Here is an 18,935-nt window from a genome sequence, read left to right as displayed (position 1 = left end):
GACGAACTGGCGCCAACGCCGTTGTTAGCGTTGACGCATGACGTCCCAACCTTTTTCTGCACCACAGCCTGCCCCGGATCAGCGCGAGGCATCGGTCGGTGACTCCGCACCGGTGGCCCGGCCCGCACTGGTGCTGCGTGGTCTTGCGAAGCGTTTCGGCGAGAAGATTGCGGTCAACGGCATTGACCTCGATGTTCCGGCCGGGTCTTTCTATGGGCTCGTGGGACCCAACGGTGCCGGCAAAACCACAACGCTGTCGATGGCCACGGGGCTGTTGCGCCCTGACTATGGTCAGGCCTGGGTGCATGGCGTCGATGTGTGGGGAAGCCCGCTGGATGCCAAGCGGTTGATGGGCATTCTGCCGGACGGCGTCCGGCTCTTCGACCGGCTGACCGGTGAACAGCTCGTTACCTATGCGGGCCTGCTTCGCGGAATGGACCGGGACGAGGTCGCTGTGCGAGTGGCGGACCTGCTGCGGGCGCTCGACCTCGCGAATGACGCAGGGACGCTTGTCGTGGACTACTCGGCCGGCATGACGAAGAAGATCGCGCTGGCCTCGGCACTTGTCCACGCGCCCGGGCTTCTCGTGCTCGATGAACCATTCGAGTCCGTCGATCCGGTTTCGGCTGCCAATATCCGCGACATCCTTGCAACCTACGTGGCAACGGGTGGCACCGTCATCGTGTCGAGCCACGTCATGGACCTCGTCCAGCGGATGTGTGACCACGTGGCAGTCATCGCGGCCGGTACCGTGTTGGCGGCGGGGACGGTCGACGCGGTGCGCGGCGACGCGAGCCTGGAAGACCGGTTCGTGGAGCTTGTCGGAGGAAGGAACACTGCGGAGGGGTTGTCGTGGTTGCGCACCTCCTGAAACTCAAGCTCCTGCTCCTGCGCAACTCCCTTCGCCGCAGTACTTGGCAACTGGTCGGAGTGATTCTCGGTGGTCTGTACGGTCTTGGCCTGCTAGGACTGATCGTCGCGGGGCTGATCAGCCTCGGTGCACTCGACCTGGACCTGATACGGACCGTCGTCGTGCTGGGCGGGTCCGCAGCTGTACTCGGCTGGCTGGTCATCCCTCTCATCGCCTCCGGGGTGGACATGACGCTGGACCCGGCCCGGTTCGTCACTTTTGCAGTACCGATGCGCCAACTCATGACCGGCCTAGCACTGGGCGGAGTGATCGGCATCCCGGGAATTGTGACCCTCATTGCGTTCCTCACCCTGACGCTGACCTGGATACGTTACCCGGCATCAGCTGTTGCAGCGGTAGTCTGCGCGGTTTGTGCCGTCCTTCTGTGCATCGTGGGCTCGCGCCTGATAACGACGGCGGGCACGGCGCTTTCCTCCTCGCGGCGGTTCAAGGATCTCAGTTCGACGGTCGCGATCATTCCGCTCATCCTTCTCGGCCCGATCTTCGCAGGGATCACTGCCGGGTTCCAGAACTCGCCGGAATTTGCAGGGGAACTGGCGAACATCCTCGCGTGGACGCCGCTCGGCGTATTCGTCGCCATCCCCGCCGATCTCGCTGCCGGGGACGCGCTTGTCGCCCTGGCTCGTTTTGCGATCGGTATCGGCACCATCGGCGGGTTAGCCTACCTGTGGCACAAGAGTCTGAGCCATGCACTCGTCACGCCTCCGTACAACGCCGTCACCCGCAAAGGGGCGGGTAACCTCGGCCTGCTCGCGCGTTTTCCCGGAACGCCGACCGGTGCGGTCGCAGCACGTGCGCTCACCTACTGGATGCGCGACCCTCGGTATGCGGCATCCGTCATCGTGGTTCCTCTGCTGCCGGTCCTGCTCTGGTTCATCAGCCGAGACTCCGGTGACCTGTTTCTGCTCAACTATCTGGGTCCCATCACAGCATTCCTGCTTGCCTGGTCCATTTCGGCTGACATTTCCTATGACAACACGGCGTTCTGGCTGCACCTTTCCGCGGGAGTCAGCGGCAGGGCCGACCGCGCGGGCAGGACGCTCGCACTGCTGGTCTTCGCAGCGCCGGTGGTGCTGGTCTTCACCGTCGCCCCGCTCTGGTTGAGCGGATCGCTGGCGGACCTTCCCATGATGCTCGGGCTGAGCCTGGGGGCGTTACTGTCCGGAGCCGGCTTTTCAAGCGTTCTCTCTGCACGCTATACCTACAATGTTCCGCTCCCGGGAGAGAGCCCGTTCAAGACACCGCCGGGAACGGGATTCTCGATGCTGGCCGTCCAAGGCCTTGGCTGGATGGTCCTGATGGTGCTCCTGCTGCCGGAGATCGCCCTGGCGATTGCCTATCTTCTGACTGGAAATGCAGTGTTCGGATGGCTGACGCTCCTTGCCGGGGTGGTGCTTGGGACGGCCGTGCTGATCGGGGGGATCCGGCTTGGGGGAGCCTGGTATGACAAGCGTGGATCCGAATTGCTGCAGGCAGTCAGCGTGAACAAGTAAGCCGGGTCGGGGCCTGTGCCGCGCAGTAGGATAGAGGAATGAGTATGCCTGCAGACCCGTTTGACGACAGCCCGCATGGAGCGCCGGGTGACTCCGGCACGTCCACAGCCACGATCGAGCGCGAGGAACTGCGCGAAGAAGTTGAGCCCGGCGACCGGGAAAGATTTGCCCACTACGTGCGCAAAGAGAAGATCATGGAATCCGCATTCTCCGGAGAACCCGTGATCGCGCTGTGCGGCAAAGTCTGGACCCCGGGCAGGGATCCCGAGAAGTTTCCGGTGTGCCCGGAATGCAAGGAAATCTATAATTCGATGCGGCCAGGGGACAAGTCCTAGCCACACTCTTCATACGTCCGCCGGGCACGTCCCGGCGGACGTTCGCATGCCCGTGAGGAAGCCATGTCACACCCTGAGGCGCTGCGCGGCGGGGCGATGTCCGCATCGCTGCGACCCCTGACAATAGGGGTCATCGCCATCATCACCTGCGCGGCCTTCGAGGCCATGGCGGTGGTGACGGCGATGCCCTCCGTCGCAGCGGAACTCGACGGCGTATCCAGCTACGGACTCGCGTTCTCCATGTATCTGACCGCCTCCCTGCTCGGCAGCGTCCTTGGTGGGATCTGGTGCGACAGGCGTGGACCCCGCCCGGCACTTGCCGCTGGTATGGGCCTCATGATTGCAGGTCTGGTGGTGTCCGGGAGCGCGCCGGCCTTCTGGATCATGACTGTTGGGCGCGCAGTGTCGGGACTCGGCGGCGGCTTCATGATTGTTGCCGTCTACGTGATTATTGCCAAGGCTTATCCGCAGCGGATGCAGCCGGTGGTCTTCGGCTGGCTTGCGGCGGCATGGGTAATTCCTTCACTGATCGGGCCCTACGTTGCCGGCGTCCTCGCAGAGCAGGCGAGCTGGCGTTGGGTCTTCCTTGGCGTGGCGCCCGTCATCGTCGCAGCGTTCCTCCTGGTCTGGCCGCGCACGGAACGGCTTAAAGTGGCAGGGCCACCGGAGCCGCTGGACCAGGCAGCACGCAGAAACGCAGGAACCGGGGTGCTGCTTGCCGGCGGCGTTTTTGCAGCGCAGTTCGCACTGACCAAAATCGCGGCTGACGGATTCGACGATCCCGTTGCCGCCTGGCTGCTGGTGGTGCTGGGTGGCGCCGGCCTGGCGGCCGCGGCTGTTTCCTTTCCCCGGTTACTGCCCGCCGGCACGGTTCGGCTGGCGCCGGGACTTCCAAGCGTTATTGCCACCCGTGGGCTGATGACCGTCGCCTTCTTCGGCGCAGAGGCATTTGTCCCGCTGATGCTGGTCTCTGCACGCGGCCTCAGCGCCTCCACGGCGGGCCTCGCTCTGAGCGCTGCAGCGATCGGGTGGAGCGCGGGCTCCTTCGTGCAGGCCAGGGTCAGCTTCCGCCGGCAGTGGCTGCTCGTGATCGGCGCCTCCCTGCTGTCCGTGTGTATCGGTGGGCTTGCGCTGGCCGTAGCTGCCGAGGTGCCCTTCTGGGTTCTTGTCTTCGTGTGGAGTGCTGCAGGCTTTGCCATGGGACTTACGTTGTCCAGCACATCGGTGCTCGTCCTGAAGCTGTCGGCGCCGCACGAGCAGGGCAGGAACTCGGCGGCTCTGCAGCTCTCGGACCAGCTGGGCGGAGTCATCGGAACCGCCGGCGCCGGAGGCCTGTTCGCCCTCCTGAGGGACCCGGCCGCGCCGGGCGAACTACACGTGTTTGTTGCAATCTGGCTGGCTCTGTGCCTGTTCGCTGTAGTCGGTATAGTGGCCGGGTTGAGGTCTGCGCGAGGCGAATCGGAGCCCGTTGAAGCACCAAACCACACACGAAAGGTGCCGTCCCAAGAGTGAGCAACAACGCACTGTTCGGCGCTGGTCCGGCACTTCCGCCCGCGTACCCGGAACGCGCCGCCTGGGGCACTGCACCCAAGTTGCGGCAGTGGCAGGAAGAGGCGCTTGCGAAGTATTTCGCCAACACACCGCAGGATTTCCTGGCTGTGGCGACGCCCGGAGCCGGTAAAACCACGTTCGCGCTCCGCGTTGCCACCGAGTTGGTGGAACGGCGGATCGTGAACCGCATCGTGGTTGTTGCTCCCACCGACCACCTCAAGCGGCAGTGGTCCGACGCCGCCGCAAAGGTTGGTCTGTCGATCGACCCGAACTTCCGCAACGCGGACGGCCGGCACGGTAATGGCTTCATCGGCGTGGCCGTGACCTACGCCCAGGTCGCCAGCAAGCCGATGCTGCACCGGGCCAAAACTGAAGCGGCCAAGACGCTGGTCATCCTCGACGAGATCCACCACGGTGGCGACGCGCTGTCCTGGGGTGACGGTATCCGCGAGGCGTTCGAGCCGGCAACGCGCCGGCTTGCCCTCACGGGAACGCCGTTCCGTTCGGACACGGCCGCCATTCCGTTCGTCGAGTATGCCCAGGACGCCGACGGCATCCGCCGTTCGCAGTCGGACTACACGTATGGGTACGGCGACGCGCTTCGCGACCACGTGGTCCGTCCGGTCATCTTCATGGCGTACTCCGGACAGATGCGCTGGCGGACCAGCGCGGGAGAAGAAATGGCGGCCTCCCTGGGGGAGGCCGCCGTCACCAAGGACATCACGGCGCAGGCCTGGCGGACGGCCCTGAATCCCAACGGTGAATGGATTCCCGCGGTGCTGGCTGCGGCCGACCGGCGGCTGACGGAGGTGCGCCGCGCCGTGCCTGACGCGGGCGGTCTGGTGATCGCCACAGATCACGACGATGCACGCGCCTACGCGGGGCAGCTGAAGAAGATCACGGGCGAGTCCCCTACGGTCATCCTGTCCGATGATGCCAAGGCGTCCGGGAAGATCGAGGCCTTTTCCGCGGGCGAGACGCGCTGGATGGTTGCTGTCCGGATGGTATCCGAGGGCGTGGACGTTCCGCGCCTGGCGGTCGGCGTGTATGCCACCTCCACTGCGACGCCGCTGTTCTTCGCCCAGGCGGTGGGACGGTTTGTCCGTGCACGACGGCGGGGGGAGACCGCGTCGGTCTTCCTGCCGTCAGTGCCGAACCTCATGGCGCTGGCAAACCAGCTCGAACTGGAGCGGGACCACGCACTGGACCGGCCGGAGAACAACGAGGACGGTTTTGCGCCGGAGGAAGCGCTCATGGAGGCCGCGAACCGGGAGGAGAAGGCCTCCGATGAGCTGACAAAGCAGAAGTTCGAGGCGCTCGAGTCCCAGGCTTCGTTCGACCGCGTACTGTTCGACGGCGGCGAATTCGGTGCGGGCGGTGAGATGGGCAGTGAGGAGGAACTCGACTTCCTCGGCATCCCGGGCCTGCTTGACGCGGACCAGGTGGGTGTCCTGCTGCGGCAGCGCCAGCAGGAGCAGCAATCACGACGACGGCGTCCGGTTGCCGCACACGAGCCCGTAGCCGCCGAGGTGGTGGACCACCGCCAGCTCACCGAGCTGCGCGGGCAGCTCGCCAAGAATGTCTCGGCCTGGTCTGCCCGCTCCGGAATGCCCCACGGTGTCGTGCACTCGGAACTCCGCAAAGCGTGCGGAGGCCCTGCTGTGGCGCAGGCAAACGAGGAACAGCTTCAGCGACGGCTCAAGAAGCTGCAGGACTGGTTCATCGGCCGGACGTGACCCGCACAGACCGGCAGTACTGACTGACCGTGAAGTCAGTCGAGGAGCTCGACCCCGGCATCTTCGAGCTCCGCAAGAACCTCGGTGAGGCGTTCGGCGTGGACAGGTCGGGTGTAGTCCACCAGGAGGCGGGTGGTGTAACCCGCCACTACAGCATCGAGCGCTGTGGCCCGTACACAGTAGTCGGCGGCGAGACCGGCGATTGCCACCTCGTCCACCTCGTTCTCACGCAGCCAGTCATCGAGCGAGACGGCCTCATCTGCTGCGACCGGATCGGCGGTGTTCATCTTCTGGTCACCGGTGGGCACCTGGTCCTCGGGCGCAAGGACGCCCTCGAATCCCGAATACGCCGCCTCGTACTGTCCCTTCCGGAAGACGGCGTCTAGGCTCTCGAGGTCCAGGTCGGCGTGGAACTGTGCACCGGACTGGTCCGCAACGCAGTGCACCGGCCACGAATCTTCGAAATCAGGCTGATCGGAGAAGTGTGAACCGGGATCGATATGCCAGTCCTGGGTGGCCACGATGTAGTCGTAGTGGTGCCCCTGCGCGTCGATGTAGTCGCTGAGTGCCTGTGCCACGCCCGCACCTCCTTCGACGGCGAGTGAGCCGCCCTCGCAGAAGTCGTTCTGTACGTCGACGATAATCAGTGCTCGTGTCATGCGGACTCCTCGTATTCGGTCGGGATGGCCGGCTCGCCGCGCTGCAGCCGCATCACGGATCCGGGCAGCTCGGCCATCGACTCGCGGTGGCGTTCGACGGCGCGCTGCACGGCCTCCGGCCCGGTCCACCCGGGTAGCACCTCGCCGTCCGCGACGAACTGGTGCAGCAGCGTGCGGTCATTGCCGTCGTCGTACGGATGGCTGCCAATCCCCAGAACTTCGGCTACTGCCCTGCCGGACTCGTTGAGGCGTCGCAACGCATATTTGCGGCCGCCCACTGAGGTCTTGTTCTTGGCCGCCTTCGCCACGGAAACAAAAGCGCCGTCGTCGTCGGTCCGGCTGACCAGCTTGTACACCATGCCGGCGGTGGGTGCGCCTGAGCCGGTGACGAGGGAAGTCCCGACGCCGTAGCTGTCCACGGGCGCGGAGGCGAGCAGACCGATGGCGTACTCATCAAGGTCGGAAGTCACCACAATGCGCGTCTGGTGGTTCCCCAAATCGTCGAGCAGCTGCCGCACCCAGCGCGCCTGCTCCACGAGGTCGCCGGAATCCAGGCGCACTGCCCCCAGGTCCGGCCCGCCGGCGGCGACGGCGTTACGGACGCCCTGTTCGACGTCGTAGGTGTCGACGAGAAGCGAGGTACCCTTCCCCAGCGCTGCAACCTGGGCAGCGAAGGCCTCAGGCTCGGAGTCATGCAGGAGGGTGAACGAGTGCGCTGCCGTACCAACGGTGCGCAGGCCGTAGCGGCGTCCCGCCTCGAGGTTGGAGGTGGTGGCGAATCCCCCGATGATGGCTGCGCGGGCCGCGGCCACCGCGGACTCCTCCTGCGTGCGCCGGGAGCCCATCTCGATGCACGGGCGGGACCCGGCCGCTCCGGTCATGCGGGATGCGGCGGAGGCGATGGCGCTGTCATGGTTGAGCACCGAGAGGAGGTAGGTCTCAAGGATGCAGGCCTCAGCGAAGGTGCCCTCAACGATGAGGATGGGGGAGGAGGGGAAATACGCCTCGCCCTCGGCATACCCCCAGATGTTCCCGGTGAAGCGGAAATCGGCGAGCCAGGCCAACGTGGTGTCGTCGACGACTCCGGCGGCGGAGAGCGCGTCCAGCTGTGCCTGCCCGAAGCGGAAATGCGCCAGGCCCTCCAACAGACGACCGGTTCCTGCGACGATGCCGTAGCGGCGGCCCTCGGGCAGGCGCCGGGTGAAGACCTCGAAGACCGATCTGCGGTGCGCGGCCCCTGAATGGAGGGAGGCCTGCAGCATGGTCAGCTCGTAGTGGTCCGTGTAAAGCGCGGAATTGGGGTGCTGCCAGGTTCGATGTGGGCTCACAGGAAAACTCTAGCCCCGTTCGCCGTCCGGGTGCCGCGAAGAGCGCAGCGCAGGCAGAACCATGCGCCAACCTACAATGGGGACCATGAGTGTTGGCGTAATTCCCGAAACCCACCAGCTCGAGGAGACGGAAGAAGATCTGGCAGCCGGCACCGCCGTTCCGTGGGTGGTCATCGTGTGGAATGACCCGGTGAACCTGATGAGCTACGTGACGTATGTCTTCCAAACCTACTTCGGTTACAGCGAGGCGAAAGCGAGAACCCTCATGCTGGAGGTCCACGAGCAGGGCAGATCCGTGGTCTCCACCGGTTCGCGCGAACAGGCCGAGCGTGACACGGTGGCAATGCATTCGTACGGCCTGTGGGCTACTTTCCAGACAGCGGACGCATAGGGAGCGGCAGTGGCCAGGGCATTTCGCAAAACGCGGCGCGGTATCGCCGGCGAGTTCGAGCAGGGGGAGCTGCGGCTGCTCCGGCGGTTGTTCGCGGACGTCGTGCAGCTGCTGGAGACTGAGAAACGGGAAGACGAGGATCCGCTGGCGGCACTGGTCGGTCTCGATCTCGAGGCAGTGAAGCCCGAGGACAGCGCGGTGATCCGCCTGCTGCCGGACGCTGTAAGGAACGACGACGACGGCGCGCTGGAATTCCGCCGCCTCACCGAACGGTCGCTGCGGGAGGAAAAGGTCAGTGCCCTGCGCGGGGCGGCGCTGCTGCTCGAAAACACGCAGATGGTTTTGAACCCCGATCAGGCGCAGGTGCTGGCCCGTGCGCTCAACGATGTCAGGCTGGTCCTGGCGGACCGCCTGGAGATCAGGACCGACGAGGACGCGGCCCGGCTGCATGGGATCGCGGACCTTGAGGATGCCGAGGATCTCGAGTCCTACCTTGCGCTGGTCTACAACTTCGTCACGTGGGTGCAGGAGGGCCTGATGCAGGCTCTACTCTCATCGGCAGGGCCCTCCGATTGACCGTTCGGGCGAGCGCTTCAGACCGGACACCGGAGCAGCGTTGTGATTAAGGACACGCCTGCCTGCTTAGCCAACTCCGGCGGTGCGTCCTATCCTCAGAGGATCATGAGTTCTGTCCCCGCCGACTCCGAGGCTGCCGAACTGGCCGCTCTGAGGTCCACCGAAGCACCCATCGGCATCTTCGACTCAGGCGTCGGAGGCCTCACTGTGGCCCGGGCCGTCATCGATCAGCTGCCCCACGAATCGGTGCTCTATGTGGGCGACACAGCGCACGCACCCTACGGTCCGTTGCCCATTGCGCAGGTGCGGGCCTATGCGCTCGGTGTCATGGACGAACTGGTGGATTCGGGGGTGAAGCTGCTCGTCATCGCCTGTAACTCGGCGTCCGCCGCCGTTCTGCGCGACGCGCGCGAGCGCTACACCGCGAGGTACGGAATTCCTGTCATCGAGGTGATCCAGCCGGCAGTCCGCAGGGCAGTCGCCTCCACGAGGACCGGCCGGATCGGCGTCATCGGAACCAGTGCAACGGTTGGCTCCCGTGCCTACGAGGACACTTTCGCCGCGGCTCCCCACCTCGATATCTTCTCCGCCGCGTGCCCCGCGTTCGTTGACTATGTGGAAGCGGGCGTTACGGCAGGCTCCGAGGTTCTGGAGACCGCCGCCCGCTACCTTCGTCCGCTGCAGGACGCTGAGGTCGACACGCTGGTTCTCGGGTGCACCCACTATCCGCTTCTGACGGGCGTGATTTCCTACGTCATGGGTGACTCGGTGACCCTCGTCTCCAGCGCGGAGGAAACAGCCAAGGACGTCTACCGCGCACTTGTGTCCCATGATCTGCTGCGCACCGGAACCGGCCAGCCCCGGCACCACTTCGTAGCGACGGGCAACGCAGCCCGCTTCGAGGAACTGGCGCGGCGCTTCCTCGGACCGGAAGTCTTGAGCGTGGAACATGTCGACCATGTGTCCGCGCAGTATCCAACAGGAAGCATGGCTCGGATCACGCCGGACATGATCTCCACAGCCCGGGCGGACGCCGGCGCTGCCGGGAACCGCCGTCCATGAAGCTCACCATCGTCGGGTGCAGCGGATCGTTCCCCGGACCTCACTCGCCTGCCTCCTGCTACCTCGTGACGGTGCAGGAGGAGGGCAAGACCTGGCGCATCCTGCTCGACCTCGGCAACGGATCCATCGGCGCATTGCAGCGCTACATGGACCTGCGGGATATTGACGCCGTCCTGCTGACCCATCTCCATCCCGATCACTGCATGGACCTGTGCGGTTTGCATGTGGCGGTGCACTGGGATCCGGCGGGCTGGAACCAGCCGCGTATCCCCGTGTGGGGTCCCGCCGGAACCGCGGACCGGATGGCCACCGCCTACGGGTTGGACCTCGATCCGGGCATGCATGATGACTTCGACTTCCATGCCTGGTCGCCGCGCACTCCCGTGCAGGTCGGTCCGTTCACCATTACTCCCTACCCCGTCCTTCACCCCGTGGATGAGGCCTACGCCCTTCGCGTCGAGGTTGCGGATCCGCATGCTCCGGGCGGCAAGCGGGTCCTCACCTACTCAGGCGATACAGACGCGTGTGACGGGCTCATTGAGGCTGCAGTCGACTCTGGAATTTTTCTCTGCGAAGCCGCCTTCCATGAGGGCAGGGACGATGCCATCCGCGGCGTCCACCTCACGGGGAAGCGGGCCGGCGAAGTTGCATCCGCTGCCGCCTCGCGGCGGCTGCTGCTGACGCACCTGCCTGTCTGGAACGACGCCGTGCTCACCATGGAAGAGGCGCGCAGCAGCTATGCGGGGGATGTAGCCGTGGCGGTTGCCGGGGTTTCGTACCTGGTCTGACCTCGGCGTGTGCCGGCCGAAACGCGCCTGAATAGCCCGTACTGAACCGGCTCTGGCAGACTGGAGCCATGACTTCCCCCTCCTCTTCTGCACCTGACTTTGCGCCTGTATCGACTTCCGAAAGCAACGTGGTCCGTGCGGACGGACGGACACCTGACCAGCTGAGGCCCATCAGCATCACCCGGGGCTGGTCCAACCAGGCGGAAGGGTCCGCGCTGATCGAATTCGGTAACACCCGGGTGCTGTGTACTGCATCGTTGACCACCGGAGTTCCGCGGTGGCTCAAGGGGGAGGGCAAGGGCTGGGTCACAGCTGAATACGCAATGCTTCCCCGAGCGACCAACACCCGCTCCGACCGCGAATCAGTGAAGGGCCGGATCGGCGGCCGGACCCACGAGATCTCACGCCTGATCGGACGCTCCCTCCGCTCGATCATTGATACGCGGGCACTCGGGGAAAACACCATCGTCCTTGACTGCGACGTGCTGCAGGCGGATGGCGGCACCCGCACAGCCGCTATCACCGGAGCCTACGTGGCGCTCGCCGAGGCAATCCGCTATGCCAAAGAACACAAGATGATCCCGCAGTCCTCCCGGCCCCTGACGGACACGGTCGCCGCGGTGAGCGTCGGCATCATCGACGGGGTGCCTATGCTCGACCTGCCGTACGTCGAGGACGTCCGCGCGGAGACCGACATGAATGTCGTCGTCACCGGAAGCGGAAGCTTCGTCGAGGTTCAGGGAACAGCCGAGGGTGCTCCCTTCGACCGGGCGGAACTGGATGCACTGCTTGACCTCGCGCTGTTGGGCACCTCCCAGCTGGCCCAGATCCAGCGCGAGACACTAGGGGAGTCCGCCGGTGTCTGAACCTCCTGCGGCTGCGCCGGCACGCCTGGTCCTCGCTACGCGCAACGCGGGGAAACTGCGTGAGCTGCGCTCGTTGCTGCGCGGCAAAGTGCCAGGGCTCGACGTCGATACCCAGTTGATCGACGCCGTCACGGCCGGCGCACCCGACGTCGTGGAAAGCGGCACGACCTTCGAGGAGAACGCCCTTCTCAAAGCACGTGCGGTTGCAGAGGCGACCGGCATCCTGTCGATCGCTGATGACTCCGGGCTGGCTGTCGACGTGCTCGGAGGTGCTCCCGGCATCTTTTCGGCACGGTGGGCCGGCCGCCACGGCGATGACTCCGCGAACCTGCATCTCCTGCTCAGCCAGCTCGCCGACATTCCGCAGGACCGGCGGCAGGCCCGTTTTGTCTGCGTTGCGGCACTGGCGCTACCGGGCGGGACGGACGTCGTGAGGCGTGGTGAACTGGAGGGAACGCTTCTGCATGAGCCGCGGGGCGAGGGCGGCTTCGGGTACGACCCCGTGCTCCAGCCCCGAGGAATGGACCGCAGCTGCGCCGAGCTGGCGCCGGAAGAAAAGAATGCCATCAGCCACCGGGGGCAGGCGTTCGAGGCACTGTTGCCGTCGATCGTCGAACTCCTGGGGTGACTGGCGGTTCGCCAGACAGAGGCCCGGCTCCCGCTTTCGGTGTGGGCGGCCTGATAGGGCAGACTTAACCGGGTTATGAGAACAGTCATGAGTTACCTGCCCCTGCAGACCGGGAATGAATCCACACTCGGAGGTGTCGCTGACTGGGCGGTAACCATGATGGAGACGATCGGCGCGCCCGGTGCGGGCCTGGCGATCGCCCTCGAGAATCTTTTTCCCCCGCTTCCGAGCGAGGTCATTCTCCCGCTTGCAGGGTTCACGGCCAGCAGGGGCGACTTCACCCTGTTCGAAGCTCTGTTCTGGACCACCGCCGGGTCGGTCTTGGGTGCCTACCTGCTCTACCTGCTGGGAGTCCTGCTTGGCCGCGACCGGATGAGGCACCTAGTGTCCAAAGTTCCCCTGGTCGATCTCGAGGATGTTGACAGCGTTGAGGCGTGGTTCAACCGCCACGGCTACAAAGCCGTGTTTTTCGGGCGGATGGTGCCGATCTTCCGCAGCCTGGTCTCCATTCCTGCCGGCATTGAACGCATGCCGGTATGGAAGTTCCTCGGCCTCACCCTCGCCGGCAGCCTGATCTGGAACACCATCTTCGTGTTGTCCGGCTACTACCTGGGTGAGAACTGGCATCTGGTGGAGCAGTATGCGGGCATCTTCCAGAAAATGGTGATTGCCGCCGTCGTGCTGGTGGTGGTCTTCTTCATCGTAAGCAAGGTTCGGAAGGTGCGTCGCAAACGCGAGGCCTCATGACGCGCCTCGCCGATGTGTGGCCGCTTTTCGGCCTGGAACTCCGGACGCCGCGGCTGTCGCTGGCACCTGTCCGGGACGAGCAGTTGCCGGAGCTGATCGACGCAGTGCAGGACGGAATTCATGACCCGGTGAAGATGCCGTTCGGTCTGCCGTGGACGGACGCGCCGCGGGACGTGCTCATCCGCGAGACGGTCAAGCACCAGTGGCGCCAGCGCTGTTCGGTCGAGCCTGGGTCCTGGACGATCAATTTCGCCGTGAGCTTCGGGGGCCGGGTGGTGGGAATGCAGGACGTCTCTGCCCGTGACTTCCCGCTTTTGCGCACCGTTCACAGTGGGTCCTGGCTCACGCAGTCCGTGCAGGGGCGGGGTCTCGGCAAGGAGATGCGAGCCGCAATCCTCCTGTTCGCGTTCGATCACCTCGGTGCCGTCGCTGCACTTTCGGAGGCAGCCGAGTGGAACAACTCCTCGCTCGGAGTTTCGCGCAGCCTCGGCTATAGAGCGAACGGTGTGTCGGAGATTGTTTCCCGGCCCGGTGAGGTGACGCGGCAGGAGCATCTTCGGCTGGAGGCAGCCGCGTTGGTCCGACCGGAGTGGACCCTCCGCGTGGATGGGATCGAGCCGGTCCTGCCCCTTCTCGCCGCAGGTTAGCCGCGCCCGCAGCACCTTAGCCATTGACAGCACCGTTTTTGGTTATATGGTTAGTTACATGAGTAATGAACCAGCTAAGCGCGTCGATCGCGCAGCCCCTGGTCCTGGAGCGCCATGCTGATCGACAACGGACGGCCGATCTTTCTCCAGATCGCTGAACGTATCGAGAGCGACATCATCGACGGCACCCTGGCGGAGGAATCCCAGGTGCCGTCCACCAACGAGTTTGCGGCCTTCTACCGCATCAACCCGGCAACGGCGGCCAAGGGTGTCAACCGGTTGGTCGACGACAAAATCCTGTACAAGCAGCGAGGAATCGGCATGTTCGTTTCAACGGGAGCGCGGACGGTGCTCATGCAGCGCCGGCGCGAGGAGTTTTTTGACCAGTACGTCCAGCCGCTTGCCCGCGAAGCACGCAAGCTCGGCATCGAGCCGGACGAACTTGCAGACATGATCAGGCAGGGCGAGCACGCCATTCAAGGGGGAACACAGTGAGCACGGTCATTGAAGTCACCGACGTCACCAAGACGTACAGGAAATCCGAAGCGTTGCGAGGGGTGACTCTTACGCTGCAGCCGGACCGCATTTATGGCCTCCTTGGCCGTAACGGTGCAGGAAAGACAACGTTGATGTCCATCCTCACCGCGCAGGGTTTCGCGACGTCCGGGCAGGTGCGGATATTCGGTGAGCACCCGTATGAGAATGAGCGCGTTCTGAACCGGATCTGCTTCATTCGTGAGTCGCAGAAGTACCCGGACTCCTTCACTGCCGAGCATGCTTTCAGATCCGCGGCGCTCTTTTTCGCCAACTGGAGTCAGGAGCTGGCCGACCGGTTGGCCCAGGACTTCCAGCTGCCGCTCCGCCGCAACATCAAGAAGCTTTCACGCGGTCAGCTCTCAGCCGTCGGCGTGATTATCGGCCTGGCGTCGAGGGCGGAGCTGACTTTCTTCGACGAACCGTACCTTGGCCTGGATGCTGTTGCCCGTCAGCTCTTCTATGACCGGCTGGTCGAAGACTACTCCAGGCATCCGCGCACCGTCGTTCTGTCTTCGCACCTGATCGATGAGGTGGCCAATCTGCTCGAGCATGTGATTGTGATCGACCAGGGCCGCATCATCATGGATGACGACGCCGATGCCATCAGGGGCTCGGCCTTCACCGTGGTGGGATCTGCCGAGAAAGTTCGGGCGTTCCTTGGCCACCGCCAGGTTCTTCACACTGACAGCTTTGCTTCGCTTGCCTCGGTCACCGCACTGGGAGCGCTGACGGACAGCGAGATCCAGGCTGCGGCTGAACAGGGCCTTGAGCTCGCTCCCGTGTCCCTCCAGCAACTCATTGTCCGCAAAACCATGTCCGCCTCACCGTCAGCATCGGGCAGCGCGGACCTTTCCTACTCGGAGGCAGCACGATGAACCGCGTCATCAATGTCATGCGCATGCAGCTGATCAACCGGTGGATCTTCATCGGGATACCACTGATCATTCTGGCTGCCTCCTTCCTGGTCACCCTCATCATCTGGTCCTTCCTGCCCGACGGCGGCGGCCGGCTGTCAGGAGGTTCGCAGGCAGTGATGTGGTACTTTTTCGCCCTGGGCATCCAGTCCCTGACCCTGACGTTCCCCTTCTCACAGGGGCTGAGCATCACCCGGCGGACGTTCTTCCTCGGCACGCTTGCACTCTTCTCGGTGATCGCCCTCATCACATCGGTCACGTATTACCTTTTGGGCATCGTGGAGCAGGCGACGGGCGGTTGGGGTGTCGACGGACGCTTCTTCGCCCTGGACTGGATCGCGAACGGACCCTGGTACCACCCCATCGTGTTCTACTTCGCCGTGATGATGGCGCTTTTCCTGGTGGGTTTCTGGGCGGCGACAATCTACAAGCGCTGGCAGACCAGCGGGCTGCTCGTGGCAGGGATCAGCGTCGCACTCCTGCTGGTGGGAACGCTGTACCTCATCGGTTCACGCAATGCCTGGGGTGAGGTGGGCGCTTTTCTCGGCTCCCAGTCGCAGCTGAACGTTGCGGGCTGGCTCGCGGTTCTGGCACTTGCACTTGCGGGAGGATCATTTCTCACCCTGCGCCGGGCCGAGCCCTAGCCGGGTTCGCCCTGCCGGTCTGCGCAGCAGCAGAGCGGCACGCGGCGCGGGTTACCGGGTTGAGGGCAGACCAGCCGATACCGTGGGCGGGTGGGAATTGAGTTCACGGCGATCGACTTCGAGACTGCCAACGGGTTTCGCGGATCACCCTGCGCAGTGGGGCTCACAAAGGTCCGCAATGGCCGAATAATTGAGGAAGCGCAGTGGCTGATGCGCCCGCCGGCAGGCCACGACCACTTTGACTCCCGCAACGTCGCCATCCACGGGATCACCGCGGACATGGTGGCGCACCAGCCGACTTTCGGTGAGCTATTTCCGGAGATCGGCGCTTTCATCGGAGACGACATTCTCGTTGCGCACAACGCGTCCTTCGACCTCGGGGTGATCCGCTCGGCGCTTGAAGTGTCGTCCCTGGCGGGTCCTGCGTATGACTACGCCTGCACCGTACTGCTCTCGCGCCGCAGTTACTTCCTTGTCTCCTACTCGCTGCCTTACGTGGCGGAAGCTGCCGGTGTGCCGTTGGTGAACCACCACGACGCCGTCGAGGACGCCCGCGCCTGCGCAGGAATCATGGTGGACATCGCACGTCGTGCGGAAGCGGCCACCATCGAGGAGCTCGTGTCCGGGCACCGCCTGAAACTGTCGCGCCTGGAGGCCTATGAGCCGGGAATCTCCGAGCTCTCGAAGGCTACGCGGACGGCCCTGGAGCGCGGGCCCGCCGCCGGATGGGCAGGCTGGCCGGATGAGGGACTGAACCCGGACCCGAACCCGGCTGCGGATCCGACTCACCCGTTGTATGGGCAGACAGTAGTTTTCACCGGCGACCTCGGGATTCCGCGGCCCCAGGCAAAGCAGCGGGCTGCCGTGCTCGGAGCGCAACCGGCAAGCGCCGTGACCCGCAAGACCACGGTGCTGGTCGTGGGCAGCGGCTTCGTTGCCGCGGACCTACGCAGCGGTCGAGTGACGGGCAAGGCGCGGCGCGTCATGGAACTCCATGGCCGGGGCCAGAACATCGAAGTGCTCTCCGAAGCGGAGTTCCTGCAGATGACCGAGGGACGGTGGCCCGTCACGAGCCAGTAGCGCTTTTCCTAGGCGCCCATTTGAGCGGAGAAGCGTCCGGCCAGTTCTTCGACCGCCGCGGCCCCCTTGAGTTGATCCATGGCGGCGGCAGGCAAGGCATCGCGTCCGTACAGTGCCCCGATGAGTGCACCGGCGACAGCCCCGATGACCGGTGCTGCCGGCGCATCCTGCTCCGCAGCAGCGGTGAGCAGAGCGCTCACGTGAGCTGCGTCGTCGTTGGTTGCGGTGTCCAGCACCAGCCGGATCGCCGCGCACAGGATGTTCCCGGCAGTAGCTGAAGCAGCGGAAAGCGAGCCGGCACCTGAGTGCGCGAGCTGAACTGAGAGGTCTGCTGCCCCCAATGTTGCCGCGTGTTCCGCAGCGTCCTTGACTGCGTCCGGAAGCGGGCGTTCCCGGTGGGCGATTCCGTGGATCAGGCCGGCGAAGACTGCGGCGGGAATCTGGGCAGCCGGGTTGCCGTGCGTGATTGCTGCGGCATCGAGTGTGAGCTTCTCCACCATCGCGGGCGGAACGTTGGCGATAAGTCCGAAAGGTGCAGACCGCTGCAGGGCGCCGGGGCCGTCGTCGTCCCCTTCGAGCGGGCGCTGACGGCTGCCCATTTCGCCGCTCCTGAGCGCACGGATAGTGGTGGCGTCCGGCTGGCGTCGACTGTGCAGGACGTCCTGCCGGTCGATCCAGCGGGCAGGAGGGGCGGGAGCCGACGACGGCGGCGCCTCACCCTGGGTGCCGAGCCAGCGGAGGTATGCGAGCCAGAGGCAGGCGGTTTCATCGGCAGCGACGCCGTCATTGGCCCATTCCAGCGCCTCGGTCATGCCGTCCACCGTGTAGAGCGTGAGCGCCGTGGCGTCGCCGAAGACCGATGCATCGGGTGTTCCTGCAGCGGCCTCACCGAGTGCGCACGCCAGGAGCGAGCCGGTGATCCTGCTGCTCAACGTCAGGCCGGAACGTTCAGAAGATGTCACCCCGTCAGTCTAGGCAGTGCCGCGGATGATCCGTGCGCCGCCTTTGTCAGGAAACGCCCAGAAACGGATGGAACGCTGAATGGGTTTGCCTCGTGCCCACCACACCCCACCGTCAAAGGAATCAGTCACCATGCACCCGATCAGCCAGGAAGCGCCCTCCACGGATACTGGGTACGACGACAACGGCCCGGGCCTCCTTACGGGTTCACTGCTTGAGGCGCTCGGGTCGTTTCTGCTGGTCCTGGGCGGTCTGGGGGTGACCATGCTCAATCCGCAGGCAGGCATTGCTCCGGGTGTTGCGTTCGGGCTGGCCCTGGCCGCAGCCATCGCGGCATTCGGCCGGTTGTCCGGCGGTTATTTCAACCCGGCCGTCACCCTCGGACTGGCGATGGCCGGGCGCCTGGCGTGGAGGCCGGTGCTGCCCTTCGTCATGGCGCAGGTTCTTGGCGGGCTTGCGGCGTCCGGCTTGTTCTGGGTGATCTTCAGCGCACATCCGCAGGACATCCAGACCACCGGCCTGTTCTCTGCAGCGGCGAACGGGTACGCGGAGCACTCCTCAACCCAGTTCCCGATCGCGAGTGTGCTGCTGATCGAGGTCGCTGCCGCTGCTCTGCTGACCGCCGTAGTGCTTGGATCGACCGGCCGCTCGCTCTCCCGTGCGGCGGCTCCCTTCGCTATCGGCCTGGGATACGCCGTCCTGCTAACCATGCTTGCTCCCATAGATAACGGCGCGATCAATCCTGCCCGTTCCACGGCGACGGCGCTGTTCGCCGAGCCCTGGGCAGCACAGCAGCTGTGGCTCTTCTGGCTTGCACCCCTGCTCGGCGCGCTGATTGCAGGCCTGCTGTACCGGAGCTTCGAGTTGGCGACCCGCAGCGGCCACGCTGAGTCCACTCCGGCGAATGATCCGGGCACCCCTGACACCACGGACACCGCGGCGGGTTCCGCGGCGGCTGCTGCAACGCTGGCCGCCCGCCGTGACACCGCCGACGACGACGGCACCCGGTAGCGTCTTCTGACCATTGGCATCCCGTTCCCTGCTGTGCTCCGGCGTTGCCGT

The 18,935-nt window shown here is 65.0% G+C and carries 21 protein-coding genes; 18 read left to right on the top strand and 3 right to left on the bottom strand.

Annotation, left to right across the window (positions count from 1 at the left end):
- The first annotated feature begins 37 nt into the window (after nucleotides 1-37).
- The 5 genes from JOD47_RS00930 to JOD47_RS00910 all read left to right on the top strand — a co-directional run bounded on the left by JOD47_RS00930 (nucleotide 38) and on the right by JOD47_RS00910 (nucleotide 6,046).
- Nucleotides 38-871, top strand: coding sequence for an ABC transporter ATP-binding protein (locus JOD47_RS00930; RefSeq protein ID WP_239547962.1), 834 nt, complete (start codon nucleotides 38-40; stop codon nucleotides 869-871).
- A complete protein-coding gene (locus JOD47_RS00925) occupies nucleotides 853-2,424 on the top strand; it encodes an ABC transporter permease family protein (protein ID WP_204531147.1) in 1,572 nt (523 codons plus the stop codon). Before JOD47_RS00930 ends, JOD47_RS00925 begins: the two co-directional genes overlap by 19 nt.
- A gap of 38 nt (nucleotides 2,425-2,462) precedes the next feature.
- Nucleotides 2,463-2,759 (top strand): DUF3039 domain-containing protein, encoded by a 297-nt coding sequence (locus tag JOD47_RS00920; RefSeq protein WP_204531145.1) that lies wholly within the window; start codon nucleotides 2,463-2,465, stop codon nucleotides 2,757-2,759.
- A 63-nt stretch (nucleotides 2,760-2,822) separates the two neighbouring features.
- The gene (locus tag JOD47_RS00915; RefSeq protein WP_204531143.1) at nucleotides 2,823-4,271 is read left to right on the top strand and encodes an MFS transporter; all 1,449 of its coding nucleotides are present in this window, start codon (nucleotides 2,823-2,825) and stop codon (nucleotides 4,269-4,271) included.
- Nucleotides 4,268-6,046 (top strand): DEAD/DEAH box helicase, encoded by a 1,779-nt coding sequence (locus JOD47_RS00910; protein WP_204531141.1) that lies wholly within the window; start codon nucleotides 4,268-4,270, stop codon nucleotides 6,044-6,046. The genes JOD47_RS00915 and JOD47_RS00910 overlap by 4 nt, the downstream gene beginning before the upstream one ends.
- A gap of 35 nt (nucleotides 6,047-6,081) precedes the next feature.
- Here JOD47_RS00910 and JOD47_RS00905 read toward each other — a convergent pair whose 3' ends face one another.
- Nucleotides 6,082-6,705 (bottom strand): isochorismatase family protein, encoded by a 624-nt coding sequence (locus JOD47_RS00905; RefSeq protein ID WP_204531139.1) that lies wholly within the window; start codon nucleotides 6,703-6,705, stop codon nucleotides 6,082-6,084.
- Entirely contained in the window at nucleotides 6,702-8,033 is a 1,332-nt protein-coding gene (locus JOD47_RS00900) for a nicotinate phosphoribosyltransferase (RefSeq protein WP_204531136.1), read from the bottom strand. Before JOD47_RS00900 ends, JOD47_RS00905 begins: the two co-directional genes overlap by 4 nt.
- A gap of 85 nt (nucleotides 8,034-8,118) precedes the next feature.
- On the opposite strand from JOD47_RS00900, the gene clpS reads away from it, so the two are divergent.
- From clpS to JOD47_RS00840, 12 genes are all read left to right on the top strand, one after another.
- Nucleotides 8,119-8,424, top strand: a complete 306-nt coding sequence (gene clpS / locus JOD47_RS00895; protein ID WP_204531134.1) for an ATP-dependent Clp protease adapter ClpS — start codon at nucleotides 8,119-8,121, stop codon at nucleotides 8,422-8,424.
- Between the two features lie 9 nt (nucleotides 8,425-8,433).
- Entirely contained in the window at nucleotides 8,434-9,000 is a 567-nt protein-coding gene (locus JOD47_RS00890; RefSeq protein ID WP_204531132.1) for a DUF2017 domain-containing protein, read from the top strand.
- A gap of 105 nt (nucleotides 9,001-9,105) precedes the next feature.
- Nucleotides 9,106-10,062: a glutamate racemase gene (gene murI, locus JOD47_RS00885; protein WP_204531129.1), complete on the top strand. Its 957-nt coding sequence runs from the start codon at nucleotides 9,106-9,108 to the stop codon at nucleotides 10,060-10,062.
- Nucleotides 10,059-10,850: an MBL fold metallo-hydrolase gene (locus JOD47_RS00880; RefSeq protein WP_204531127.1), complete on the top strand. Its 792-nt coding sequence runs from the start codon at nucleotides 10,059-10,061 to the stop codon at nucleotides 10,848-10,850. The genes murI and JOD47_RS00880 overlap by 4 nt, the downstream gene beginning before the upstream one ends.
- Before the next feature lie 68 nt (nucleotides 10,851-10,918).
- A complete protein-coding gene (gene rph, locus JOD47_RS00875) occupies nucleotides 10,919-11,716 on the top strand; it encodes a ribonuclease PH (RefSeq protein ID WP_239547961.1) in 798 nt (265 codons plus the stop codon).
- On the top strand, nucleotides 11,709-12,344 hold the full coding sequence (gene rdgB, locus JOD47_RS00870) for an RdgB/HAM1 family non-canonical purine NTP pyrophosphatase (RefSeq protein WP_204531125.1): 636 nt from the start codon (nucleotides 11,709-11,711) through the stop codon (nucleotides 12,342-12,344). The genes rph and rdgB overlap by 8 nt, the downstream gene beginning before the upstream one ends.
- Before the next feature lie 87 nt (nucleotides 12,345-12,431).
- Nucleotides 12,432-13,091, top strand: coding sequence for a DedA family protein (locus tag JOD47_RS00865; protein ID WP_239547960.1), 660 nt, complete (start codon nucleotides 12,432-12,434; stop codon nucleotides 13,089-13,091).
- Nucleotides 13,088-13,738, top strand: coding sequence for a GNAT family N-acetyltransferase (locus JOD47_RS00860; RefSeq protein WP_204531122.1), 651 nt, complete (start codon nucleotides 13,088-13,090; stop codon nucleotides 13,736-13,738). The genes JOD47_RS00865 and JOD47_RS00860 overlap by 4 nt, the downstream gene beginning before the upstream one ends.
- A gap of 117 nt (nucleotides 13,739-13,855) precedes the next feature.
- A complete protein-coding gene (locus JOD47_RS00855) occupies nucleotides 13,856-14,233 on the top strand; it encodes a GntR family transcriptional regulator (RefSeq protein ID WP_372432838.1) in 378 nt (125 codons plus the stop codon).
- Complete coding sequence (locus JOD47_RS00850; RefSeq protein WP_204531118.1) at nucleotides 14,230-15,150, top strand: ABC transporter ATP-binding protein; 921 nt, start codon at nucleotides 14,230-14,232, stop codon at nucleotides 15,148-15,150. The genes JOD47_RS00855 and JOD47_RS00850 overlap by 4 nt, the downstream gene beginning before the upstream one ends.
- On the top strand, nucleotides 15,147-15,833 hold the full coding sequence (locus JOD47_RS00845; protein WP_204531116.1) for a hypothetical protein: 687 nt from the start codon (nucleotides 15,147-15,149) through the stop codon (nucleotides 15,831-15,833). The genes JOD47_RS00850 and JOD47_RS00845 overlap by 4 nt, the downstream gene beginning before the upstream one ends.
- Nucleotides 15,834-15,923: 90 nt before the next feature.
- Nucleotides 15,924-16,913, top strand: a complete 990-nt coding sequence (locus JOD47_RS00840) for a 3'-5' exonuclease (protein WP_204531114.1) — start codon at nucleotides 15,924-15,926, stop codon at nucleotides 16,911-16,913.
- 8 nt (nucleotides 16,914-16,921) lie between these two features.
- On the opposite strand, the gene JOD47_RS00835 is transcribed toward JOD47_RS00840, so the two are convergent.
- A complete protein-coding gene (locus JOD47_RS00835; RefSeq protein WP_307836160.1) occupies nucleotides 16,922-17,875 on the bottom strand; it encodes an ADP-ribosylglycohydrolase family protein in 954 nt (317 codons plus the stop codon).
- 130 nt (nucleotides 17,876-18,005) lie between these two features.
- On the opposite strand from JOD47_RS00835, the gene JOD47_RS00830 reads away from it, so the two are divergent.
- Complete coding sequence (locus JOD47_RS00830; RefSeq protein ID WP_204531112.1) at nucleotides 18,006-18,884, top strand: aquaporin; 879 nt, start codon at nucleotides 18,006-18,008, stop codon at nucleotides 18,882-18,884.
- Nucleotides 18,885-18,935 lie beyond the last annotated feature (51 nt).

Source organism: Arthrobacter tumbae (genome assembly GCF_016907495.1).
GTDB lineage: Bacteria > Actinomycetota > Actinomycetes > Actinomycetales > Micrococcaceae > Arthrobacter_D > Arthrobacter_D tumbae.
This window is presented reverse-complemented; position numbering and strand designations above follow the sequence as displayed.